We start from the raw sequence: 22,977 nt of genomic DNA on the forward strand, positions 1-22,977 counted from the left end.
AAGTTTTTATATATTAGGAGGTATGGATGGCTTTACAATTTATTTTTGGGAATTCCGGTTCAGGAAAGTCTCATTACTTATATCAAAAGGTGATTGAAGATTCTATGAATCACCCGGACCTAAATTATCTGGTACTGGTGCCCGAGCAGTTTACGATGCAGACGCAGAAGGATCTGTGTACACTGCATCCCCGGCATGGAATCATGAATATTGATGTTCTGAGCTTCGGGCGGCTGGCGCACCGGATCTTTGAGGAGACCGGGCAGGATACGAAGCGGGTTCTGGATGATGAGGGAAAGAATCTGATTCTGCGTAAAATTGCGGGGGACTATGAAAACGAGCTGAAGGTGCTGCGCGGAAATCTGAAGAAGCAGGGCTATATCAGCGAGGTGAAGTCAGTGATCTCGGAGTTCACCCAGTATGGGATCGGGTTTGAAAAGCTGGATGAGTTTATGGAAGGGCTGGAACCGGAGAGCTATCTTTATTATAAGCTGCAGGATATCCGCAAGGTATACGAGGGATTTGAAAATTATCTTGCGGACAAGTATATCACAAAGGAAGAGCTGCTGGACGTGCTGAGCGGAGCGGTGCCCCATTCGGAACTGCTGAGACACAGTGTCGTGGTGCTGGATGGATTCACCGGCTTTACTCCGGTACAGAATAAGCTGCTGGGGGAACTGATGAGGGTATGCAGAACAGTCGCCGTCACGGCGGTGATGGATTCGCGGGAGGATCCCTATGTGTACAGCCATCCCTATCAGCTGTTTGCCCTGAGCCGTCAGATGGTGACAAGCCTTGTGCGTACCGCCCGGGAGAACCGGGTTGAGGTTGAGGATGCGGTCTGCCTGTATGAGCGGCCGTTTTACCGGTTTAAAGAGAACGAGGTGCTGGGATTTTTGGAAGCGGAGCTGTTTCGGTATTCCAAAAATCAGTATGATAAGGCACAGGAGGTCCTTTCCGTCCATATCACGCGTAATCCGAAACAGGAATCAGAATATGTGGCATCACAGATCCGGTATCTGGTGCGGGAAAAAGACCTCAGATACCGGGACATTGCGGTGATTGCGAGCGATATGAACGCTTACGCGGCCTGTCTGGAGAAAGCTTGTGACACGTATGATATTCCGATATTCATGGACCATAAAAAGAGTATTCTGCTGAATGCCTTTGTAGAATATTTGAGGAGCCTTCTCGCAATGGCGGAGCAGAGTTTTTCCTATGAGAGCGTCTTCCGGTATCTCAGGACGGGGCTTGCAGGATTTACCCGCCGGGAAATTGACCGGATGGAAAATTATGTGCTGGCCCTGGGGCTGAAAGGCTATAAAAAATGGCAGTCTGTCTGGGTGCGGCGTACCGCTGGAATGGAGGAAAGCGCGCTTGCTGAGCTAAACGGCCTGAGAGTTCGTTTTGTAGAACAGCTGGATTCTCTTGTATCTGTACTGAAGCAGAGGAACAAAACGGTAAAAGACGTGACGGAAGCAGTATATAATTTTCTTGCGGAGCAGCAGGCGCAGATCCGCCTCAAAGAGATGGAGAACCGTTTTCAGGAGCAGGGAGAACTGGCACTTGCTAAGGAATATGCCCAGGTCTACCGTATTACAATAGAACTGTTTGATAAATTCGTTGAGCTGCTGGGGGAGGAAAGAATATCACTGAAGGAATACTGCGAACTGCTGGATGCCGGGCTTGAGGAGGCCAAGGTGGGGGTAATTCCGCCGAGCCTGGACCAGGTGGTTATCGGGGATGTGGAGAGAACCCGTCTGAAGGATATCAAGGCTCTTTTTTTTGTAGGGGCGAATGATACACTGCTTCCCGGTAATCTTGGGCAGGGAGGTCTTTTGTCCGAACGGGACCGGGAGCATTTTGCCAGCCGGAAACTCAGTCTTTCCCCGGGAGCAAAAGAAAAAACCTATATTCAGAAATTTTACTTGTACATGAACCTGACAAAGCCGACGGACTATCTGTCCATTTCATTCAGCAGGGTATCAGCCGAGGGAAAAACGCTCCGGCCGGCTTACCTTGTACAGGATATACGGCGTCTCTACCCGCAGCTTAAAATCGTGGATGAAGAAATGAAAGGCGTTGCGGATATGGAGCTGACGGGCAGGACCGCTGTGGACCATCTTATCCGGGGCCTGCGGGACCGGGCGGCAGGGGTGACTGATGAGTGGAAGGAACTTTATACCTGGTATGTGAAGCACGGAGAAGAAACCGGAAAAGTACTGGATGCCGCTTTCTTTGTAAAAAAACCGGAGCGCCTTTCCCCGGCGTCTGCGGGACTGATGTACGGGGATACCTCCCGCTTCAGCGTAACCCGGCTGGAGCGGTTCGCCTCCTGTGCATATGCGCATTTTCTGAACTATGGACTGCGCCTTTCTGACAGGGAAGCATATCAGTTTGAGGCTATGGATCTGGGAAATATTGCCCACCAGTCAATGGAACGTTTTGCCAAAAAAGCAGAGATGAACCAGGTCTTGTGGACGGAAATGCCGGAAGACATGCGTGCAGAACTGATCGAGGAAAGCGTGGAGGAAAGTATTGTGGATTATGGCAACACGGTTCTTTACAGTACAGCGCGCAATGAATATATGATCACCCGTATTAAAAAGCTGATCCACCGGTCGGTGTGGGCTCTGACAGAGCAGCTGAAAAAGGGGGATTTTGTGCCGAGCGGTTATGAGATGAAGTTTGGCAGCGGGAAGATTGACCGGATTGATACCTGCGAGGACGAAGAAAAAATCTATGTAAAAGTAACGGATTATAAAACCGGCTCTAAAAGCTTTGACATTACTGCATTTTATCACGGGCTGCAGATGCAGCTGCCCGTGTATTTGAATGCGGCCATGGACATAGAACAAAGAAAGTATCCCGGGCGGGAAATTCTGCCTGCCGGCATCTTTTATTACCGCATGAAGGATCCGATCGTGGAGAAGGAGAAAAATGAAGCGGTCCTGCAGGAAAAACTTCTGAAGGAACTGAAACTGGACGGCCTTGTCAATGCGGATGAGGCAGTGATCCAGCACCTGGAAAGGGGGCTGTCGGGAACATCAAATTTAATTCCGGTAGGGAAGAATAAAGACGGAAGCCTGAACCGGTATTCCAGAGTGCTTGCTCCGGAAGATTTTCATACGCTTCTGGTTTACACAAAAAGAAAAGAGCAGGAGCTTAAGAGAAGAATCCTGTCCGGGGAGGCACAGGCCCTGCCCTATGAACTGGGGGGAGAGACGGGCTGTGATTACTGTGCGTACCGGGATATCTGCGGCTTTGATGTACGCGTTGAGGGATGTGAATATCGGAAAATGGAAAAGCTGGACAGGGAAGAAGCGGTAGAGAGAATGAGACAGGACGGAAAGGAGCAGCGGGAAAATGGACGTGAGATGGACCAGTGAACAGCAGAAAGTTATTGATTTGAGAGAGCGGAATATTCTGGTCTCGGCAGCAGCAGGCTCCGGAAAAACGGCGGTTCTTGTTGAGCGTATCATCCGGATGCTGACAGATCCGGAGAAACCTGTAGATGTGGACCGGCTTCTGATCGTGACATTCACAGAGGCGGCAGCTGCGGAGATGAAGGAACGTATCCGCGGGGCGATCGAGCAGGCGCTGGAGGAACGCCCGGAAGACGTACACCTGCAGCGGCAGGCAACCTTGATCCACAGCGCGCAGATCACAACCATTCACAGCTTCTGTCTGTCCGTAATACGGGAGCATTTTCATATCCTGGATATTGACCCGAGTTTCCGCATCGCTGAGGAGGGAGAACTAAAGCTCCTCAGACAGGATGTTCTCGATGAATTATTAGAAGCATGCTATATAAATGCGGAGACTTCGTTTCTCGAGTTTGTAGAGAAGTTCGGCACGGGCAGAAATGATAAAAAAATCGAAGAGATTATCTTAAAGCTATATGATTATTCCAGAAGTTATCCACAGCCGGAACTATGGCTGGATGCATGTGTAAGGAGTTACCGGACCGGGCAGGGTGACGGCGCCAGTACGGAGCCGGCCTGCATGGAGCGCGTGAAAGTACTGGTCCGTCAGAAAACAGGGGACATGCTGCTGATCCTGGAGGAAGGTCTGCGCCTGTGCGGGCTGCCCGATGGTCCTTATATGTATGGGGAGATGCTGGAATCTGACAGCGCAGGCCTGGAAAATCTTTTGAATCAGGAGTCTTTTGCTGGGATGCACGAAGTCGTGCAGGGTATTGCGTGGAAGCGTCTTTCAGCAAAGAAAGATGATTCTGTGGATGTGGATAAAAGGGATCAGGTGAAAGCTCTGCGTGAAAAAGTCAAGAAAATGATGAAGGATATTACCGCAATGTACTTCTATGAAGCGCCGGAAGAAATCCTGAAAGACATGGAGGAATCTGCGGATTCCATGCAGGTGCTGACAGATCTGGTGAAGCAGTTCTCCGAAGCATTTTCCCGGAAAAAGCAGAGCAAAAATATGATAGACTTCAGCGATATGGAACAATTTGCCCTGCGGATTCTGACTATTGAAGAAGAGGGAAGGCTTGTGCCTTCACTTGCGGCAGCGGAATATCAGGAACAGTTTTTGGAAGTTATGATCGATGAGTACCAGGACAGCAACCTGATACAGGAAGCTATTTTGACCAGCGTGTCTACGGTAAGCAAGGGCAGAAATAACATTTTCATGGTGGGGGATGTAAAGCAGAGCATCTACAGGTTCCGCCTTTCCAGGCCGGAACTGTTTATGGAAAAATATGAGACATACAGCCAGGAGGATAGCGACCGGCAGCGGATTGACCTGCATAAGAATTTCCGGAGCAGGGAGGAAGTGCTTGGGAGCGTCAACTTTATCTTTGAACAGATCATGCGCAGGGAGCTGGGCGGCATCTGTTATGACGAGCAGGCTGCGCTCTATCCAGGAGCTTCCTTTGAACCGCAGCTGGACGGGCAGAAAAGGAGTATTAATCGGGCGGAGCTGATCCTGGTAGATACGTCTGATGACGGCGTGGCCAGAGAAAATAATTCAAAATCAGGGCAAGGACCGGGACAGGATCCCGGGGCAGAAACAGGGGAAAAACCGGCTTCGGGAACTGTGGCTGCCGGGACAACCGGAGAATCCGGCAGAGAGAGGGAGGCCCGTGCTGTAGCACGCCGTATAAAAGAACTTCTGCTAAGCGGCCGGGTTCTGGACAAAGCATCCGGAACTTACCGGGCGCCCCGGTATAAAGATATGGTGATTCTGACCAGAAGCATCAAGGGATGGGCCGATGTCTTCGCGGCAGTGCTGGGGGAGGAAGGGATTCCCGCCTATGCCGGCAGCCGCGAAGGATATTTTGAAACTTATGAGGTGAGCGTCCTGCTGGATTACTTAAGAATTCTGGATAATTTCATGCAGGAGCTGCCGCTGACGGCTGTACTGACCTCCCCGTTTGCAGGGCTGAACGCGCAGCAGCTGGCGGACATCCGCAATGCATATCCGGAACTTCCCTATTATGAGGCAGTCCTGGAGTATGCACATGCCGAAGAGCAAGGCGGAGATCTCCGAAAGCTTCTGCAGGCATTTCTGGAAAAATTGGAATATTTCCGGGAAATGGTTCCTTATACTGCAATACATGATCTGCTCTGGAAGATTATCGAAGATACGGGCTACGGCCTTTATATCGCATCCATGCCGGGCGGGGCGCAGCGTGAAGCAAATGTGGAAATGCTGGTGGAAAAGGCATCTGCATTTGAAGGCACGAGCTATAAAGGGCTCTTTAACTTTGTACGCTACATTGAACAGCTGAAGAAGTACGATGTTGACTTTGGGGAAGCCAATATAGCCGATGAACAGTCTGATACGGTGCGGATTATGACGATCCACAAGAGTAAGGGCCTGGAATTTCCCATTGTATTTGTATGCGGTATGGGGAAACAGTTCAATACCCAGGATGTAAAAGGAAGTATCGTAATACATCCGGAGTGGGGCGTTGGTATAGACGCAATTAATCTGGAAAAAAGAACCAGGATTTCTACTATATTAAAGAAGGTAATCCAGGAAGAGATTACCAGAGAAAATCTGGGGGAGGAACTGCGGGTACTCTATGTGGCCCTAACCAGAGCAAAGGAAAAGCTGATCATGACGGGTGGGCTGCCCCATGCCGGAGAAGTGCTTGAGCAATATCGGGCAGAGCAGGCTGCAGGCGGTAAGACCCTGCCCCTGCCGTATTATGTGCTTTCTGGTGCGCGCACCTATTTGGACTGGATACTCCCGCTGATTCCACGGATTACGGACGAGGTCCCGCTGGAAGTTGCGATTACAGACTGTCTGGACACCGCCGCCGCAGATACGGTGGAACAGCAGGCAGAAAGCCTGGCGAGAGATGTCCTGGAGCACTGGAACACGGAACATATCTATCACAAAGCACTTCATGAGAGACTGCCCGAACAGCTGGAGTATACGTATCCCTATGGGCAGGAGCAGAAACTAAAGCTTAAATTCACGGTATCCGAGCTGAAAAAGCGTGCCTATCTCTCGGAGGAATCGGGAGAAGAATTATACGAAGAACCGGATATCGTGCCGCTTCTTCCGGAATTTCTCAAGGAATCAGCCGAGCTTACGGGGGCATCCAGGGGAAGTGCATATCATAAACTACTGGAATTACTGGACTTTTCCCTGGATTACGATGCGGATACTCTGGAAAAAGAAATTACCGACCTGCAGGCGGAGGGAAAACTGTCGGACGAGATGGCAGAATGCATCCGCATTCCGGACATACTGGCCTTTTTACACTGTGAGAGTGGACTGCGTATGCACAATGCGGCCCGGAATCGCCAGCTGAAAAAAGAACAGCCATTCGTTCTGGGAGTGGACGCCCGTGAAATCTACCCCGGCCAAGCCACTGAAGAGACGATCCTGGTACAGGGTATCATCGATGTATACTTCGAGGAAGCCGGAGAGCTGGTCGTACTGGATTACAAAACAGACAAAGTAAAAACAGCCCGTGAGCTGCAGGAAAAATATCATGCCCAGCTGGACTACTATGCCCAGGCGCTGGAACAGCTTCTGGGAAAAAAAGTAAAGGAAAAAATCATCTATTCCTTCACACTGGAAAAAGAGATACAAGTATAAAAATAAAGAAGGAGTGTGCCATGAACTATCCTTATATTACAACAGCAATCATCATCATAAACGTCATCGCATTCCTTACCTATGGGGATGATAAAAGAAGGGCGCAAAAAAACAAATGGAGGATCCCGGAAAAAACCCTGATCCTCCTGGCGCTGCTTGGCGGATCCCCGGGAGCGCTGCTAGGTATGCAGATCTTCCATCACAAAACAAGAAAACCCCTATTCCGAATCGGAATCCCCTGCATTATGATGCTGCAGGCAGCGGGAATAGTAATATATTGGAGCAGTGCAGCATAAATAGCATACCTAAAAAACTATCTCCTCCCAGCACTAAACGCAACCGCCATTCTCCATCCACTGCGCCCCCAATACCTCCCACAAAATTTTTTCCCGATCGGATGAGCCAGCCGCGGGAACCGGACATAGGGGGGGCGGAAGCATGGGGATGGCTGTTAGAGGCAGTTAAGTAAAATAGAACGAAAACCGGGGTGATTCTTTTGATACCGAATCAAAAGAATCCCTGGACCCAGCGCGCGAAGCCCCCATAAGGGCTTCGGGTGATGTGTCCAGGCTGCCCCGGTTTTCGTTCTATTTTACTTTACTGCATCTTACAGCCATACCCCGCCTCCACCACCCCTATGTCCGGTTCCCGCGGCGTCCCCATACCATCCCAAAAATTCCCCCGAAAGAATACAATAATGGTTGACAGGTGATATTATATATCGTATAATATAGAAAAGTTAATAATATTGATGAAATAGTAATATTAACAATTTCATAATATTAACAGTATCATAATATTATAAAAAGGAGTGATAACATGGTATTTAACACCGGAGCAGCACTGCTGGATGCAATTGTGCTTGCAGTTGTATCACGGGAGAAAGAAGGGACGTATGGTTATAAGATAACCCAGGATGTCCGCCGGGTTATTGAAGTATCGGAATCTACACTATACCCTGTGCTCAGACGGCTGCAGAAAGACGAATGTCTGGAAGTATATGACAGGCAGTTTGATGGGAGAAACAGGAGATACTACAAAGTAACAGAAAAAGGAATGGCTCAGCTGAATTTATACAGAATAGAGTGGAAGAATTATTCCAGTAAGATTAACGAGATATTTGAGGGAGGTGTTACGGCATGAATCGAAACGAATTTATGGAAAAACTTGAAAGATTGCTCACCGGCATTCCTGTAGATGAGCGGGAAGCAGCGCTGCAGTATTATACCGATTATTTTGAGGATGCCGGAGAGGAGCACGAAGCGGAAGTCATCAGCGAACTTGGCAGCCCGGAAAAGGTTGCAGCTACGATCAAAGCGGATTTAAAGGGCGGAAGCAGTGAAAACGGTGAATTTACAGAGAACGGTTACAGCGATTCCAGATTTGAGAAAAAAGAGAATCCCGCAACAAGAGCTAATATGTAAAGGGTAGTTTCTGCTACCTAATACATATGACTGCGGCTCATTTGTGGTGAATAGCGTTGCAGTTATAGGAAAGGAGCGAAAAACAGGCGCAGACCTCTAACTGCACAGCATTATATCACAGAAAGGAGAGCCTTGCTCATGAAATCAATTTTTGAACAAATGGGCGGTACATACCGCCGGGAGGGAGATTATCTTCTCCCGAATCTGTCCCTGCCTCCTGATGCAGAGGACTATCAGGTCGGCAAATATGGACGAATGCGGAAACAATACTTGAAGGAACACCGTCGCGCCCTGTACACCTGTATGATGACCGATGGGACTCTCTGGAAGCATCTTGTCGAGATCGACCGTTCCTGCAATGACCGGCTGGAGATCATCGAGAAAGCCCTGATGAAACAGGAGGGCGTCACCGAAGCCCTCAAAGCCGCTAATCAGATGGAATGGGTCCGCCGCCGAAACTCTATCCGCAACCGCGCGGAGGAAGTCATCCTAACAGAGCTTGTATATGCATAAAGGTAATGCCCGTTATCGGCTTCGTGCTGATAACGGGCAATTTCTTTTCGGGTCATTCCTTTTCTTCCGTGCTGGCAACAAGGCGGTCAAAATCACTTTGGTACAGGCGATCTTGTATCACCCGATACTGCTCAAACTCGCTCTCAGCAAAAGCCTTAGCGATTGCGGCAGTAACCTTTCCCTTGTCTTGCAGAATATCCGCATCGTTGAATTGCAGGAACGCATCCAGCTTGGAAGCCCAATCCATCATTGTCATAGGTATATGCCGTCGGGCCTGTCTGGTGGCATAGTCAAGATACATGGTCACGATTTCATTCAGTTCCTGTATCTCACCTTTGGAAAGATAGTTCTTTGCAATGGTGACATCCGCTTTTACGATCTTTCCATCGGGAGCATTGCGCCATGAGGTCAGGCCCATATGCTCCTTTGTGTGGTCTGCCCGTTCCATAATAACCTCCGCCGCTGTATTGCCGTGAACAGCATAGTGCATCTTGTTCTGCACCGTGGCGAAAAAATCTTTTGTGATCTGGCTGTCAACGGAATAATCAACGGCAGTCGCATAGATGTCCGTTATCTTCTGATAAAAACGGCGTTCACTTGCCCGGATTTCTTGAATCTCGGAGATCAGGTGGTCAAAATAGTCCTCGTCGAAGATTTGACCGTTAATCAGTCGGCTCTTATCCAGAACATAACCCTGTTTCGTAAAAGTGTCCAGCACCTTTGTCGCCCACTGTCTGAATTGTGTTGCCCTGCCAGAGTTTATGCGGTATCCGACAGCAATAATGGCGGACAGGGAATAAAACTTATATTGGTAGGTTTTTCCGTCATCCGCAGTTTGTGCAAATTTTGCACAAACTGAATCCTCGGATAATTCGCCGCTTTCAAAGATGTTTCTCAGATGCTTTGTGACCACGCTTCTGTCCACGTCAAACAGTTGCCCGATTGCCTTTTGCGTCAGCCATACATCGTGATCCTGCACACGGACTTCAATACCGTCCTCTTGTGCGTCTTTTGTAAATACAAGAAAATCCACTGTACTGTTTCGGATTTGCAGCTTATTATTCTTTTTATCAGCCATTACAGATCACCATCCTCATCATAGGCAGAATTGTTTTTCTTCGCCCGGCTCTTATACACATTATACTGGTTTTTGCAGCGCGGACTGCAAAAGGCGGAATTGGCTCGGTTGCCGAGAAATACCTTCTGACAGTGCTTGCACAGGCGCAGAGGCTTCATCTCATCCACCAGCATGAAGCTGAACATCATCTGGATGCCGAGCAGCAGAGAATGGAAGTCCCAGTAGATGGTGGGTTTGTCCAGCAGCTCTATATGATAGGTCGGCGCAATGCCTCCGAACGCCGCCATTGCCTTGCGGTACAGATTCCTCGTGTCCTCATCTATGGAATCATAATCGTTGTAGTACAGGATGGACGTGCTCAGTGTGAACGCCCAGTCCTTGAACTGCTGAAGCACCCAGTCGTAGGGCTCGGCGTATTCTCGCTGAAAGCTCATGTTCTTCGCCATAGGCTCGTCCATAAACGTCATGGTCAGCGCGATCATCGTCCTGTCGCCGGATACGTTCCAGCTGGACTCCACCCCCTGCTTTACCACGTCCAGCTTGTCAAAGGGATAGAACAGCGACAGGTATTCCTCCGTCCCCATGGACTCCGCCTTTATGAAATGATTTTTCGGCAGATAGACCGCCTCATAGTCCATAAAGGAAGGCGTGGTGGGAAGCGCCGTCATAAGCCCCAGCAGACCGTAATGGGTAACAAAGGCCATGACCGCCTTTTCGATCTCGTCCTCCGGCTTGCGGTTCATCATCAGCATCCCTACGTTCATGGCTTCCAGAACCATGTCGGACGAATCCTTGAGCGGGTTATATACATCGGGTTTTGCTGTCTTTTCCGGGGTAATATACCGTTTCCCGTCTTTTCCGGTCTTTATCTCATAGCGGTCATACCGCACCCAATGGGAACGGGACTGCGCAAATAAGTTGTTCATGGAATCCGCCCTTTCTGTTGTAACCTAAGTATCTTGTAAGCATATTACTATTTTACTCGCCGTCCTTGCTTCCGTCAAGGGCGGCTTTCTTTTTTCTCGGCTTTGTTTTGTTCTCCCGGCGTATTACAGCGCCTTTGCCCTGTGTTTTCTGCAATGCGCTGAACTCCTCTATGAACCGGCGCTCCCGCAGGGTCAAGCTGCCGCCGTTCTCCAGCTTTTTACACAGATGCTTATACATCTTCCGCTGGAGACTTTTATGGATTGTTTTCCGCAGCTTTCGTATATTGCGGTCGGTCTGCCCGCGAATGGCGGCGACTTGTGCAGTGCTGTACTGCCTTAAAGACAGGTAATACAGCACTTCCTTGTGCTCGTCGCTGAGCTCGCGGATGAGCTCGGAGATGAATCGGTTTGCCGTCAGTTCGTGCATTTCATAGGGGCAGGAAAAGATGATGTCCAGAAAGTCGCCCCGGCTGAGCTGCCGGAACTTCGGAAGATTCATCCACAGGGGAATGACCTTCGGATCAGGTACAGCCATGTATTCAAGAGGAACATCCCCGCGAAGATTCTCATGGTCGCGTTCCCTGCGCTCCCTGTTTCGGTCAAGCCTGTCCCATTCGCTGATAATATACCGGAAATCCGATTCCGTTCTTGCCGCATCCTCCAGACGGGCAAGCGCCTCGGCCTGCATCTGCCGCTTCAGCCGCTTTTCGCTGGTTGGAGCGGCTTCTTCCTCCTCGTCCTCCAGCTCCTGCGTGTAGTCTCTCGGATTCTCGTCCTGCTCCAGCTCGCTTGCCAGCTCAAGGGCACGTTCAGCGGCAAGGGCTTTCTCCAATGCTTCATCGGCTATGGGCTGGTCGGATGCATCCTCCCATTCGGTGAAGTCATCCTGCTCCATGCTTCGCTTGTTCTTGTCTTCTGCCACGGCGACCTCACCTCCCTCAAAAAAATCTTTATCTTTATTTCAAAAACAGTTCCGTTTTGCACCCCGTATTTCTCCTATTAGCAGAGAAGTAATTGTAAGTAGTGTTACTGCGATTACTTTCTCCATGCAGCACACAGGGAAAGGAGGACGCGGAGGCGGCGGTGATAGGAAGAAAGATATAAGACACCATCGGCTTACAAATGCCGGAACTACAGTCAGTTTACCAAAAAACTATGAAATTTTCAACTCAGGGAGGGAGAATGCCTATGGTTCAAACAGAAAACAATGCTTCGTATATGACCCGGCGAATTGCCGGAACTGTCTACAAGGTCAAGGTAATGTTCAACGAAAACAGCAGTGAGAGCATGGAGGATAAAATTTTACGGATTGTACGCAATGAGATGGTTACAAACGACGGAACTTATGATATAATGGCTGTACCACAAATGAGCCGACAGTCTGAAAGGAGCGCCTAATGGCACGATTACAGACTGAAGGAAAGATCACAGCTCTTTATGAAAGACTATCCCGAGACGATGACCTGACCGGGGATAGCAATTCCATCATCAATCAAAAAAGCTATCTCGAAGCCTACGCTGCCCAGCAGGGCTATACTGACTGCGTCCATTATACGGACGCCCCTGTAATAATAGGACTAATAAACTAAAGGCTCAAAAAAGTGCTGGAAATCCAGCGTTTTTGAGCCTTTTCACATAAATACAATCGAATCGTACATAGCGCGTCTGTTACCCAAAGTGACGCATTGGGTTGGCAGACGCGCTATTTTTTTGCCCAGACGCGGGCGGAAGGAGGTGTGAGCGTGAGAGCGTATGGCAAGTCGTGGGACTACAACGTATATGACTGCCGGTACTGTCTGTACTGGAAAGGCAGGAAAAGAGGCTGCGTCTACCCTGACGGCTGCTGCTGTCCGGTAGATCAAAGGGATGCAGTTCAGTTCCGCGATGATGAAGATAAAGAGAATACCACACCTGTTTCGGAGTGCAGAAATTGTCCCTACGGGCGTGATTCTCCCTGTATCGGGTGGTGTACCAAGGAGGTCATGCGCGCCGTGGGAATCTTGAAGGAGCGTGACGGCCCCGATGTATGACTACTTCTACGGCGCGGAGTCGGAACAGTTCTCTTTCTACCGCATCCCCAAGGTGCTGTTCACGGAGGAACGGTTTAAGAATATCTCCGCAGAAGCCAAGGTGCTCTACGGTCTTCTGCTTGACCGCATGAGCCTTTCGGCAAAGAACGGCTGGCAGGATAAAGAAAACCGGGTGTATATCATCTTCACCATTGAGGACATCATGGCGGCCATGGGCTGCGCCGATCAGAAAGCCGGAAAGCTCCTGCATGAGCTGGAAAGCAAATGCAGACTCATTGAGCGAAAGCGGCAGGGTCTCGGCAAGCCCAATCTAATCTACGTGAAGAACTTCGTTACCCCCTTGGAATCACGTTTCTTGAATCGTGAAAATCACGATTCTGGAGAAGTGAAAATCACGGATCAAGAACCGTTAAAATCACGATCTAATAATACTGAGTATAATAATACTGAATTTAGTGATACTGATTCTTTTCCCTTCACTTCGTTCAGAGAGGATCACGGACAGGAAACGAAAAGAAGCGATGCAGATCAGAGAGAACGATACAGAGAAATCCTTTCGGGGAATATCTCGTATGAGATTCTCTTGCAGGACTATCCGCTTGACCGGGATATTCTCACGGAAATACTGGAGCTCATGGTGGATACGGTCTGTACAACCAGGAGCACCGTCCGTATCTCCGGGGATGACAAGCCCGCGGAGGTCGTAAAGAGTCAATTCCTGAAGCTGGACAGCGAGCATATCCGCTTTGTCATGGACGGTCTGAAGGACAACACCACCCGCATCCGCAACATGCGTCAGTATCTCTTAGCAACCCTGTATAACGCCCCTCTGACCATTGGGAACTACTACCGAAGTCTCGTCAGCCACGATATGTCGGAGGGCTTCATCTGAGCCGTAGGCAATGCCTGCGGCTTTTGCCATTTCAAGGAGGAGGTGAAAACAGTGTCAAAGCAGGAACCCCGGGAACAGGTACAGCAGATACCGCTGTCGGAGATTCATCCGTTCAGAAACCACCCATTCAAGGTGCTGGACGATGAGCTGATGCAGCAGACGATAGACAGCATCATGCAGGTGGGGATTCTCAACCCCGCCATCATCCGTCCCGATCCGGAGGGCGGATATGAAATGGTAGCCGGACACAGGCGGCTTCACGCCGCAGACCTTGCAGGACTGAAAACCATCCCGGCAATCGTCCGCAATCTTACCGACGACGAGGCGGTGATCCTTATGGTGGACAGCAACCTGCAACGCGAAACGATCAGCCCCATGGAACGGGCGCAGGCGTACAAAATGAAGCTGGAAGCGCTGAAGCATCAGGGGAAACGTGTGGATTTGGAAGACAAGTCCACTTCTCGCCAAGTTGGCGAGAAGTCGTCATGGGCGGTCGCAAAGGTCGGTGCAGATGCGAATGAAAGCGAAAGACAAGTCCACCGCTATATCCGCCTCACGGAGCTCTTGCCGGAAGTGCAGGAAAAGGTGGAAAGCAAGGAGATCGCGTTCAGCCCCGCCGTGGAGCTGTCATATCTCACCCATGACGAGCAGAGGCAGTTTCTGGACGCGATGGATTATTCGCAGAATACCCCCTCTCTTTCCCAGGCACAGCGGTTAAAAAAGCTCAGCCGCGAGGGTAAATGCACACAGGAGGCCATGTTCGCCATCATGTCCGAGGACAAAAAGGACGACCTGACGCGCATTACGCTGGACAACGATGTGCTTCGCAAATACTTCCCCCGAAACTACACGCCTCTGCAAATGCAGCAGACCATCATTAAGCTGCTGGAACAGTGGCAGAAAAAACGGCAGCGCCAGAACGAGCGCTGAGAAAGGCAAGGTATCCCATGAATGTAAATATCACAATCAACGGCAACATCCATATCCACTGCGGCTGCTGCGAGGACTGCGGCTGTCTCTTTGAAAGCGGCTTCGACGAAGCGTATGAAATGCCGGACGAGGATGAAGGTGAAATCACCGAGCTTCCCCCGGAAGAGGCCGAAGCCGTGCTGAAGGCAGTCGCGGAGCTCATCCTTCCGCTTTTGCAGGAATGAGGTGCGGCGCATGAAGGAGTTTGATGTAACGATCACCGAAACGCTGAAGCTCACCGTATCTGTGGAAGCCTCCTCCAAGGAGGAAGCCGAGCAGATGGTGAACGACCAGTGGCGCGCCGGAGACCATGTGCTGGATGCAGACAACTTCGTGGATGTGGAGTTTGAGAGCAACGACGGCAAGGAAATCTCCGCTGAACGAGCGCCGGACAATACCATCGAAGTCCTTACGGTGGAGCCGGGACAGTATCCGCGCATGGAGCGGATCGGCGCTGACCTTAGTTCCTTGCAGAAAGCCGTGGACGGAGATATTCAAGCGGTTTATCCGTATGACGACGCCGTGGCTTTGATCTGTGGAAAAGAAGCCAAGCAGGAGGGCAAGCCTTTGAACCGCGCCCTGCGGGATGAAAAAGGCGAAATCTACGATATTGTCGCCGGAAAGTTCTTCATCTGCGGTCTGGGAGAGGAAGACTTTGCTTCGCTCCCAAAGGAGCTGCAAAAGAAATATGAGGACAAGTTCCGTCAGCCGGAAGCCTTTTTGAAGATGGGAAGCAAAATCAAGGCTATCCCCACCGAACCCGCAAAAGCCTCCACCAAAGGCAAATCGGCGCCGGCAGCGGAGCGATGACGATGCTTCTGTTATTTCGCATGAAGGGAGGGATGTCTCATGCAGGAGGAAGTTGAACACAGAGCCGTTACCCTGATGATCTCCGCCGCCAAGCTGACCGGCAGAGAGCTGAAAGCGGCAATCAGCAAATATCTTGCCAGCCGCAAGGCGCATAAACAAAACAAGGCGGAGGTGAAGCCCAGCGGCAGGCAGACGGTAAAGCAGCTCGTCGGACAGAACCAGGGCGTGTCCAACATCGAAGTCACGGAAAGCAATATCAAGGGCTTTGACCGCGTGGCACGAAAGTACGGTGTGGACTACGCTATCAAGAAGGATAAGTCCAGTGAGATTCCGAAGTACCTCGTCTTTTTCAAGGCGCGGGACGCGGATGCGCTTACTGCGGCATTTACCGAATACAGCGGCAAAAAGGCAAAGAACAAGGATAAGCCGTCTGTTATCAAGATGCTCAGAGCGCTCCGCGCGCCGGAGATCGCAAAGGATATTGCGAAGGTACGCAACAAGGACAAGGGGCTGGAGATATGAAGAAGCCGCTGAATATAAAGAAGATCGTGCTGCCCAATCTCCCGTATGCGTTCATTGCCCTCATAGCGACAAAGCTCGGACAGGCATGGAGGCTGGCGGAGGGCGCGGACGCATCCGCAAAGCTTCTCGGTTTCCTCACGCAAGGTCTCGGAGAAGCCTTTTCCTCGCTGCTGCCCAGCTTTCACCCGGCTGACCTGCTCGTGGGTATCGTGATCGCGGGCATCATCCGGCTGGTCGTGTATGTCAAAGGGAAAAACGCAAAGAAATTTCGGAAAAACATGGAATACGGCAGTGCGCGTTGGGGTACGGCAGAAGATATTGCCCCTTACGCCGATCCCAAGTTTGAGAACAACGTCATTCTCACGCAGACGGAACGCCTGATGATGTCTAACCGTCCGAAAGACCCCAAGACGGCACGGAATAAAAACGTGATGATCATAGGCGGTTCGGGCAGCGGAAAGACACGGTTCTGGCTCAAGCCCAACCTGATGCAATGCCATTCTTCGTATGTGGTTACTGATCCGAAAGGCAGCATAGCGGTCGAGTGCGGACGCCTGATGCTCCGCAACGGGTATAAGGTCAAAATCTTCAATTCCATCAACTTCAAAAAGTCCATGCACTATAACCCCTTTGCGTATATCCACTCGGAGAAGGATATTCTGAAGCTGGTAACGACGCTCATTGCCAACACCAAGGGCGACGGCAAATCCGGGGACGATTTCTGGCAGAAGGCGGAAACGCTGCTCTATACGGCGCTCATCGGATATATCCACTATGAAGCGCCGGAGGAGGAACAGAACTTCGCAACGCTCATTGAGTTTATCAATGCCATGGAGGTGCGCGAAGATGATGAAACCTTCGAGAACAACGTGGATTTAGCCTTTAAGGAGCTGGAATCCAGAGAGCCGAACCACTTCGCCGTGCGGCAGTACAAAAAATATAAATTGGCGGCGGGCAAGACAGCGAAAAGCATCAACATTTCCTGCGGTGCTCGCCTCGCCCCTTTCGATATCCAGGAGCTTAGGGAGATCACCATGTACGACGAGCTGGAGCTGGACACCCTCGGAGACAGAAAAACGGCGCTGTTTCTCATCATGAGCGATACGGACAGCACGTTCAATTTCCTGATCTCCATGATCTACAGCCAGCTCTTTAATCTCCTGTGCGAGAAAGCCGACGATGTGTACGGCGGCAGGCTGCCCGTCCATGTGCGGTGCCTCATCGACGAGTGCGCCAACATCGGGCAGATACCGAACCTGGAAAAGCTCATGGCGACCATACGAAGCCGCGAGATCTCCGCCTGCCTTGTGTTGCAGGCGCAATCTCAGCTAAAGGCTTTGTACAAGGACAACGCCGATACCATCATCGGCAACTGTGACAGCTCCATCTTTCTCGGAGGGAAGGAGCCGACGACACTCAAGGAGCTGTCGCAGTCCCTCGGTAAAGAGACAATCGACACCTACAATACCGGCGAGAGCCGCGGGCGTGAGACCTCTCACAGCCTGAACTACCAGAAGCTCGGCAAGGAGCTTGCCACCATAGACGAGCTGGCGGTTCTCGACGGCGGCAAGTGCATCTTGCAGCTTCGCGGTGTGCGTCCTTTCCTTTCGGATAAGTACGACATCACCAGGCACCCCAACTACAAGTATCTTTCGGACGCGAACCCCAAGAACGCTTTTGATATAGAGAAGTTTCTCTCTACAAAGCTGGTTCCGAAAGCAGACGAAGCCTACGAGGTATTCGACGCAGGCCGCGTCTGAGCGCACAAGCCCGTCGCCGTAACAGCGGCGGCTTTTCATATATACCTACGATAAAAAGACACCTCCTCGCTTGCAGGGTCGGAACGGATCAATCAAAATTAAAAAAATGAAAGGAGACGCCGGAATCGGGAGCTGCATCGCAGTTTTCGTTCCGGCTTTTGCAGTAAAAGCGAGACTTTCCGACCAATCATCCCAAAGATTCCGGCAAACAATCATTATGGCATTTTTCAACAGTGCAGTCGGCGTACTCCAGACCCTCGTTATCGCCCTCGGTGCCGGTCTTGGCATCTGGGGAGCCATCAACCTGCTGGAGGGCTACGGCAACGACAACCCCGGCGCGAATGCTCATGTACGGTAAGGAAGCAAGCAACCGAAAACAAGAGATAGACCGCCAGCACTACACTATTCCGAACCAAAGACCAAAAGATAAGCATTGTGGGAAAATCTAAACTTTTGGATTTTCCTACAATGCCAACTACGGCGGAATCCCTCCCACTCCTTATATCTTTCTGTATACATTGAATTTGTATTTAGTAAAATGCAGACAACACCACGGATCGGCTTTTGGTTGGACAATTCCAACCAAACACCACAGCAGACAGCAGAAAACATTCTGAACGCTAGGAAGCCGGTATGATTGTTACATATAAGGGGAAGAAAAATTTCTTTTAGGTACTTGCTTTCCTAAAACTGATGTGATACAATGATTTAATCCAGAAAAGGAGTAAAAAATATGCGGCAAGGTATTCTTAAATAAAACTATAATCAAATAGTGGGAACAAAGGATTATGATAGCTCCTTTTGTAGGGGCTTAGTTTTTTGTACCCAATTTAAGAATACTTTTGCCTTATCAATTTTGACATATCCCCAAAAACAGCAATCACAAACAGGTGTATGCTGTATATGTGTATGTCCGCAACTTATAATCCCCAGTGGTAAAAGTATTTTACTGCTGGGGATTTTTATGCCCTTTGGGGCTGTAAAGGGAGGACAATCACATGAAAATAATCAATATTGGAATTCTTGCCCATGTAGACGCTGGAAAGACGACCTTGACGGAGAGCCTGCTATATGCCAGCGGAGCCATTTCAGAACCGGGGAGCGTCGAAAAAGGGACAACGAGGACGGACACCATGTTTTTGGAGCGGCAGCGTGGGATTACCATTCAAGCGGCAGTCACTTCCTTCCAGTGGCACAGATGTAAAGTTAACATTGTGGATACGCCCGGCCACATGGATTTTTTGGCGGAGGTGTACCGCTCTTTGGCTGTTTTAGATGGGGCCATCTTGGTGATCTCCGCTAAAGATGGCGTGCAGGCCCAGACCCGTATTCTGTTCCATGCCCTGCGGAAAATGAACATTCCCACCGTTATCTTTATCAACAAGATCGACCAGGCTGGCGTTGATTTGCAGAGCGTGGTTCAGTCTGTTCGGGATAAGCTCTCCGCCGATATTATCATCAAGCAGACGGTGTCGCTGTCCCCGGAAATAGTCCTGGAGGAAAATACCGACATAGAAGCATGGGATGCGGTCATCGAAAATAACGATGAATTATTGGAAAAGTATATCGCAGGAGAACCAATCAGCCGGGAAAAACTTGCGCGGGAGGAACAGCAGCGGGTTCAAGACGCCTCCCTGTTCCCAGTCTATCATGGCAGCGCCAAAAATGGCCTTGGCATTCAACCGTTGATGGATGCGGTGACAGGGCTGTTCCAACCGATTGGGGAACAGGGGGGCGCCGCCCTATGCGGCAGCGTTTTCAAGGTTGAGTACACCGATTGCGGCCAGCGGCGTGTCTATCTACGGTTATACAGCGGAACGCTGCGCCTGCGGGATACGGTGGCCCTGGCCGGGAGAGAAAAGCTGAAAATCACAGAGATGCGTATTCCATCCAAAGGGGAAATTGTTCGGACAGACACCGCTTATCAGGGTGAAATTGTTATCCTTCCCAGCGACAGCGTGAGGTTAAACGATGTATTAGGGGACCAAACCCGGCTCCCTCGTAAAAGGTGGCGCGAGGACCCCCTCCCCATGCTGCGGACGACGATTGCGCCGAAAACGGCAGCGCAAAGAGAACGGCTGCTGGACGCTCTTACGCAACTTGCGGATACTGACCCGCTTTTGCGTTGCGAAGTGGATTCCATCACCCATGAGATCATTCTTTCTTTTTTGGGCCGGGTGCAGTTGGAGGTTGTTTCCGCTTTGCTGTCGGAAAAATACAAGCTTGAAACAGTGGTAAAGGAACCCTCCGTCATTTATATGGAGCGGCCGCTCAAAGCAGCCAGCCACACCATCCATATCGAGGTGCCGCCCAACCCGTTTTGGGCATCCATAGGACTGTCTGTTACACCACTCTCGCTTGGCTCCGGTGTACAATACGAGAGCCGGGTTTCGCTGGGATACTTGAACCAGAGTTTTCAAAACGCTGTCAGGGATGGTATCCGTTACGGGCTGGAGCAGGGCTTGTTCGGCTGGAACGTAACGGACTGTAAGATTTGCTTTGAATACGGGCTTTATTACAGTCCGGTCAGCACGCCGGCGGACTTCCGCTCATTGGCCCCGATTGTATTGGAACAGGCATTGAAGGAATCGGGGACGCAGCTGCTGGAACCTTATCTCTCCTTCATCCTCTATGCGCCCCAGGAATACCTTTCCAGGGCTTATCATGATGCACCGAAATACTGTGCCACCATCGAAACGGCCCAGGTAAAAAAGGATGAAGTTGTCTTTACTGGCGAGATTCCCGCCCGCTGTATACAGGCATACCGTACTGATCTGGCCTTTTACACCAACGGGCGGAGCGTATGCCTTACAGAGCTGAAAGGATATCAGGCCGCTGTCGGTCAGCCGGTCATCCAGCCCCGCCGTCCAAACAGCCGCCTGGACAAGGTGCGCCATATGTTTCAGAAGGTAATGTAAAGATACATAATCGTCAAGACGGCAACAATCAGAAGTTATGGAGGGTAACAATGGAATATAGTAAGGAAGATTTAATGGAAGCAAAAAAGCAAATTTGGGGAGTGGGAGAGAACATGGGAACAGAGGAAAGTAAAAAAATCTGGGAGGAGAACGCACAATTTTGGGATAATGCAATGGGTGACGAATCTAATGAATTTCACAGAGAGGTAGTGCGTCCCAAAGTAACGGAACTTCTATCTCCTAATCCTGCGGATTACATTTTGGATATTGCGTGTGGCAATGGAAATTATTCTTCGTATCTTGCACAAAGAGGCGCTTCGGTTGTCGCTTTTGATTACAGCAAAAAAATGATAGAATTGGCTAAAAGACGGCAATCACAATATGCAAAACAAATTGAATTTTGTGTGGCGGATGCGACCGATAGAAAAAGTATATTAGAATTAAAAAGAAATCGAGCCTTTACGAAAGCAGTTTCTAATATGGCAATTATGGATATTACGGATATTGAACCACTTCTTATGGCTGTTTATGAACTGTTGCAGGAAAGCGGAATTTTTGTCTTTGCAACGCAACACCCTTGTTTTGTCACGTTGACTGAAAAATATATGACACCGCACAGTTACTATGATATAGCGATTGAAGGGCAACCGAAAGAGCAGATTTATTATCATCGTTCCATACAAGATATTTTTAACCTTTGTTTTAGAGCTGGATTTGTCATTGATGGATTTTATGAAGAATGTTTTAAAACCAACAAAGAAATTCCTATGGTAATGATAGTAAGGCTTAAGAAGGTAAAACGTGATAGCTTAAAATAAATTCAAGTTTGTCGGGTAAATAGCAAACCCAGCCGAGCCAGTCAACGGTCAAGATGAACGGCGCATATGCGCAGCCGTTGACAGCCCCGCCCGCCTTTGCTGGTAGGCAATCAAGGGGCGACAGCAAGAAGTGCCACCGCCCCGCACTATTATTCAGAAAGGGGAATTTCCATGACCGACCAGATAGCCTATCAAGAATATATCCAGCGCAGGTACAACGCCTTTTGCAAGACTGTTATCCGCTGTGCCGCCTTGGACAAGATTTTGAAGCTTAAACGGCAATGGGAACGGCAAGTTTCCCTTGACTATCTGATGAACGAGAAGTTTGTCCAGTTTGCCGCGTCGGAGCCGGACGAGGAATACCCATTTACCGTCTGCGGTCAGACCGTCCTGCTCTGCAACGCCGCCCTTGCCGACGCGATCTCTGTTTTGCCGGAGCAGACGCGGGAAGAAATCCTGCGCTATTACTTTCTGCGCCAGCCGCAGCGCGTGATCGGCGCGTGTATTGGCCGGTCACGCAGCACAGCGGGGCGGCATATCCAGCTTGCCTTGCAGCGGCTACGCGAAGAAATGGGGGTGAGCCGGTATGAGTAGACTTCTCCCCTATGAAACAATCCTCAAAGCCCGTGAGGGCGACCCAGAAGCCGTGAACGCTGTCCTGCTCCACTACGCCGGATATATCCGCTATTTCTCAAAAGTGAACGGGCAGGTCAACGCCGAGGTGGAGGACTATGTAAAGCAGCGGTTAATTGACTGTCAATTCAAGTTCCGGCTTGACGAACCACCGGACAAGTCATAAAAACTGAATACCAGCCGCCACCGACGCGGCCAGCGAAAGCAGTAAGTCTTGAAAAAGATTTACTGCTTTTTTTGTTGTCCGGCTCCGCTCCCGGCCATTTTGCCCCCTGCCGGTTGTAGTAGTAAGCGAGGAGGGAATTTTTCTGCCCTGGTGTTTGGCATTTGGAGCATTTACCCGTAGTAGAGGGCAAAGAGAAAGGATTTCTCCAACACCGGGTAGAAACCACTGCGTCCGGTGTCATTTTAGCGAAAGCGGGCAGGAATGCCCTTTACAGGATTAGTAGTAGCAGAAAAAGAGAAACAAACTTTTGTGGTTGCAGTTTTCCAAAAAAGTGGCGGACGGAAGTGAGAGAAAGTTTGCAGTCACGGAGAGCAAGTTTCTACCACGGTGCCAAAATCCGCAATTCTGCAGTTTTGCCCCTCGCGGGAAACTTGTTGGGGAGTG

General features: G+C 50.1%; 22 protein-coding genes and 1 pseudogene. 20 read left to right on the plus strand and 3 right to left on the minus strand.

Translation table 11 applies throughout. The features are described 5' to 3' along the window. Positions 1–26: 26 nt before the first annotated feature. The 6 genes from GKG43_RS16565 (at position 27) to GKG43_RS16590 (ending at position 9,011) form a co-directional block, all read left to right on the plus strand. The gene (locus GKG43_RS16565; RefSeq protein WP_055150850.1) at positions 27–3,389 is read left to right on the plus strand and encodes a PD-(D/E)XK nuclease family protein; all 3,363 of its coding nucleotides are present in this window, start codon (positions 27–29) and stop codon (positions 3,387–3,389) included. Next, positions 3,367–7,074 carry a UvrD-helicase domain-containing protein gene (locus GKG43_RS16570; RefSeq protein WP_055150847.1) on the plus strand — a complete coding sequence of 1,236 codons (3,708 nt, stop codon included), beginning with the start codon at positions 3,367–3,369 and terminating at the stop codon, positions 7,072–7,074. Before GKG43_RS16565 ends, GKG43_RS16570 begins: the two co-directional genes overlap by 23 nt. A gap of 20 nt (positions 7,075–7,094) precedes the next feature. Further along, a complete protein-coding gene (locus GKG43_RS16575) occupies positions 7,095–7,370 on the plus strand; it encodes a DUF1294 domain-containing protein (protein WP_025655004.1) in 276 nt (91 codons plus the stop codon). A gap of 523 nt (positions 7,371–7,893) precedes the next feature. Continuing rightward, on the plus strand, positions 7,894–8,217 hold the full coding sequence (locus tag GKG43_RS16580) for a PadR family transcriptional regulator (RefSeq protein ID WP_025655005.1): 324 nt from the start codon (positions 7,894–7,896) through the stop codon (positions 8,215–8,217). Further along, entirely contained in the window at positions 8,214–8,498 is a 285-nt protein-coding gene (locus GKG43_RS16585) for a DUF1700 domain-containing protein (RefSeq protein ID WP_347562086.1), read from the plus strand. Before GKG43_RS16580 ends, GKG43_RS16585 begins: the two co-directional genes overlap by 4 nt. A 138-nt stretch (positions 8,499–8,636) precedes the next feature. Then, entirely contained in the window at positions 8,637–9,011 is a 375-nt protein-coding gene (locus tag GKG43_RS16590) for a TnpV protein (RefSeq protein WP_129879410.1), read from the plus strand. Positions 9,012–9,063: 52 nt separating this feature from the next. Here the strand turns inward: GKG43_RS16590 and GKG43_RS16595 are convergent, their stop codons facing one another. The 3 genes from GKG43_RS16595 to GKG43_RS16605 are packed head-to-tail and all read right to left on the minus strand — an operon-like array spanning position 9,064 to position 11,937. Next, a complete protein-coding gene (locus tag GKG43_RS16595; RefSeq protein ID WP_129879412.1) occupies positions 9,064–10,089 on the minus strand; it encodes a virulence RhuM family protein in 1,026 nt (341 codons plus the stop codon). Next, positions 10,089–11,015 carry a hypothetical protein gene (locus GKG43_RS16600; protein ID WP_129879414.1) on the minus strand — a complete coding sequence of 309 codons (927 nt, stop codon included), beginning with the start codon at positions 11,013–11,015 and terminating at the stop codon, positions 10,089–10,091. The genes GKG43_RS16595 and GKG43_RS16600 overlap by 1 nt, the downstream gene beginning before the upstream one ends. 52 nt (positions 11,016–11,067) lie before the next feature. Further along, positions 11,068–11,937 carry a sigma-70 family RNA polymerase sigma factor gene (locus tag GKG43_RS16605; RefSeq protein WP_347562088.1) on the minus strand — a complete coding sequence of 290 codons (870 nt, stop codon included), beginning with the start codon at positions 11,935–11,937 and terminating at the stop codon, positions 11,068–11,070. A gap of 266 nt (positions 11,938–12,203) precedes the next feature. Here GKG43_RS16605 and GKG43_RS16610 point away from each other — a divergent pair, with 266 nt between their 5' ends. From GKG43_RS16610 to GKG43_RS16680, 14 genes and pseudogenes are all read left to right on the plus strand, one after another. Next, a complete protein-coding gene (locus tag GKG43_RS16610; protein WP_129879416.1) occupies positions 12,204–12,413 on the plus strand; it encodes a transposon-encoded TnpW family protein in 210 nt (69 codons plus the stop codon). Next, on the plus strand, positions 12,413–12,604 hold the full coding sequence (locus tag GKG43_RS16615; protein ID WP_347562090.1) for a hypothetical protein: 192 nt from the start codon (positions 12,413–12,415) through the stop codon (positions 12,602–12,604). Before GKG43_RS16610 ends, GKG43_RS16615 begins: the two co-directional genes overlap by 1 nt. A 153-nt stretch (positions 12,605–12,757) precedes the next feature. Beyond that, a complete protein-coding gene (locus tag GKG43_RS16620; RefSeq protein ID WP_129879418.1) occupies positions 12,758–13,045 on the plus strand; it encodes a hypothetical protein in 288 nt (95 codons plus the stop codon). After that, the gene (locus GKG43_RS16625) at positions 13,038–13,937 is read left to right on the plus strand and encodes a DUF6017 domain-containing protein (protein WP_129879420.1); all 900 of its coding nucleotides are present in this window, start codon (positions 13,038–13,040) and stop codon (positions 13,935–13,937) included. The genes GKG43_RS16620 and GKG43_RS16625 overlap by 8 nt, the downstream gene beginning before the upstream one ends. Before the next feature lie 51 nt (positions 13,938–13,988). Further along, positions 13,989–14,867 carry a ParB/RepB/Spo0J family partition protein gene (locus GKG43_RS16630; protein WP_243125867.1) on the plus strand — a complete coding sequence of 293 codons (879 nt, stop codon included), beginning with the start codon at positions 13,989–13,991 and terminating at the stop codon, positions 14,865–14,867. A gap of 17 nt (positions 14,868–14,884) precedes the next feature. After that, positions 14,885–15,091, plus strand: a complete 207-nt coding sequence (locus GKG43_RS16635; RefSeq protein ID WP_129879424.1) for a hypothetical protein — start codon at positions 14,885–14,887, stop codon at positions 15,089–15,091. Between the two features lie 10 nt (positions 15,092–15,101). Then, positions 15,102–15,716 carry a DUF3846 domain-containing protein gene (locus GKG43_RS16640; RefSeq protein WP_129879426.1) on the plus strand — a complete coding sequence of 205 codons (615 nt, stop codon included), beginning with the start codon at positions 15,102–15,104 and terminating at the stop codon, positions 15,714–15,716. Between the two features lie 39 nt (positions 15,717–15,755). Next, positions 15,756–16,238, plus strand: coding sequence for a PcfB family protein (locus tag GKG43_RS16645; RefSeq protein ID WP_129879427.1), 483 nt, complete (start codon positions 15,756–15,758; stop codon positions 16,236–16,238). After that, positions 16,235–17,998 carry a VirD4-like conjugal transfer protein, CD1115 family gene (locus tag GKG43_RS16650; RefSeq protein WP_129879428.1) on the plus strand — a complete coding sequence of 588 codons (1,764 nt, stop codon included), beginning with the start codon at positions 16,235–16,237 and terminating at the stop codon, positions 17,996–17,998. The genes GKG43_RS16645 and GKG43_RS16650 overlap by 4 nt, the downstream gene beginning before the upstream one ends. A gap of 217 nt (positions 17,999–18,215) precedes the next feature. Next, a pseudogene (locus GKG43_RS16655) lies at positions 18,216–18,344 on the plus strand (Maff2 family protein); the annotation flags it as partial. Between the two features lie 652 nt (positions 18,345–18,996). Next, entirely contained in the window at positions 18,997–20,916 is a 1,920-nt protein-coding gene (gene tet(W), locus GKG43_RS16665) for a tetracycline resistance ribosomal protection protein Tet(W) (RefSeq protein WP_002586627.1), read from the plus strand. A gap of 50 nt (positions 20,917–20,966) precedes the next feature. Beyond that, positions 20,967–21,734 (plus strand): class I SAM-dependent methyltransferase, encoded by a 768-nt coding sequence (locus GKG43_RS16670; RefSeq protein WP_002586626.1) that lies wholly within the window; start codon positions 20,967–20,969, stop codon positions 21,732–21,734. 171 nt (positions 21,735–21,905) lie between these two features. Next, on the plus strand, positions 21,906–22,328 hold the full coding sequence (locus GKG43_RS16675; RefSeq protein ID WP_002586616.1) for a sigma-70 family RNA polymerase sigma factor: 423 nt from the start codon (positions 21,906–21,908) through the stop codon (positions 22,326–22,328). Then, entirely contained in the window at positions 22,321–22,533 is a 213-nt protein-coding gene (locus GKG43_RS16680; RefSeq protein WP_002586615.1) for a helix-turn-helix domain-containing protein, read from the plus strand. Before GKG43_RS16675 ends, GKG43_RS16680 begins: the two co-directional genes overlap by 8 nt. Positions 22,534–22,977 lie beyond the last annotated feature (444 nt).

The sequence above is a fragment of the Eubacterium sp. BIOML-A2 genome (genome assembly GCF_009680135.1).
Taxonomy (GTDB): domain Bacteria; phylum Bacillota; class Clostridia; order Lachnospirales; family Lachnospiraceae; genus Faecalicatena; species Faecalicatena contortus_B.

Excerpts from the sequence above, each read along its gene's own strand:
- GKG43_RS16615 (WP_347562090.1), top strand. The coding sequence starts at position 12,413 with ATGGCACGATTACAGACTGAAGGAAAGATCACAGCTCTTTATGAAAGA.
- GKG43_RS16625 (WP_129879420.1), top strand. The coding sequence starts at position 13,038 with ATGTATGACTACTTCTACGGCGCGGAGTCGGAACAGTTCTCTTTCTAC.
- GKG43_RS16635 (WP_129879424.1), top strand. The coding sequence starts at position 14,885 with ATGAATGTAAATATCACAATCAACGGCAACATCCATATCCACTGCGGC.
- GKG43_RS16675 (WP_002586616.1), top strand. The coding sequence starts at position 21,906 with ATGACCGACCAGATAGCCTATCAAGAATATATCCAGCGCAGGTACAAC.
- GKG43_RS16645 (WP_129879427.1), top strand. The coding sequence starts at position 15,756 with ATGCAGGAGGAAGTTGAACACAGAGCCGTTACCCTGATGATCTCCGCC.
- GKG43_RS16570 (WP_055150847.1), top strand. The coding sequence starts at position 3,367 with ATGGACGTGAGATGGACCAGTGAACAGCAGAAAGTTATTGATTTGAGA.
- GKG43_RS16595 (WP_129879412.1), bottom strand. The coding sequence starts at position 10,089 with ATGGCTGATAAAAAGAATAATAAGCTGCAAATCCGAAACAGTACAGTG.
- GKG43_RS16680 (WP_002586615.1), top strand. The coding sequence starts at position 22,321 with ATGAGTAGACTTCTCCCCTATGAAACAATCCTCAAAGCCCGTGAGGGC.
- GKG43_RS16670 (WP_002586626.1), top strand. The coding sequence starts at position 20,967 with ATGGAATATAGTAAGGAAGATTTAATGGAAGCAAAAAAGCAAATTTGG.
- GKG43_RS16640 (WP_129879426.1), top strand. The coding sequence starts at position 15,102 with ATGAAGGAGTTTGATGTAACGATCACCGAAACGCTGAAGCTCACCGTA.
- GKG43_RS16600 (WP_129879414.1), bottom strand. The coding sequence starts at position 11,015 with ATGAACAACTTATTTGCGCAGTCCCGTTCCCATTGGGTGCGGTATGAC.
- GKG43_RS16585 (WP_347562086.1), top strand. The coding sequence starts at position 8,214 with ATGAATCGAAACGAATTTATGGAAAAACTTGAAAGATTGCTCACCGGC.
- GKG43_RS16575 (WP_025655004.1), top strand. The coding sequence starts at position 7,095 with ATGAACTATCCTTATATTACAACAGCAATCATCATCATAAACGTCATC.
- GKG43_RS16590 (WP_129879410.1), top strand. The coding sequence starts at position 8,637 with ATGAAATCAATTTTTGAACAAATGGGCGGTACATACCGCCGGGAGGGA.
- GKG43_RS16610 (WP_129879416.1), top strand. The coding sequence starts at position 12,204 with ATGGTTCAAACAGAAAACAATGCTTCGTATATGACCCGGCGAATTGCC.
- GKG43_RS16565 (WP_055150850.1), top strand. The coding sequence starts at position 27 with ATGGCTTTACAATTTATTTTTGGGAATTCCGGTTCAGGAAAGTCTCAT.
- GKG43_RS16580 (WP_025655005.1), top strand. The coding sequence starts at position 7,894 with ATGGTATTTAACACCGGAGCAGCACTGCTGGATGCAATTGTGCTTGCA.
- GKG43_RS16650 (WP_129879428.1), top strand. The coding sequence starts at position 16,235 with ATGAAGAAGCCGCTGAATATAAAGAAGATCGTGCTGCCCAATCTCCCG.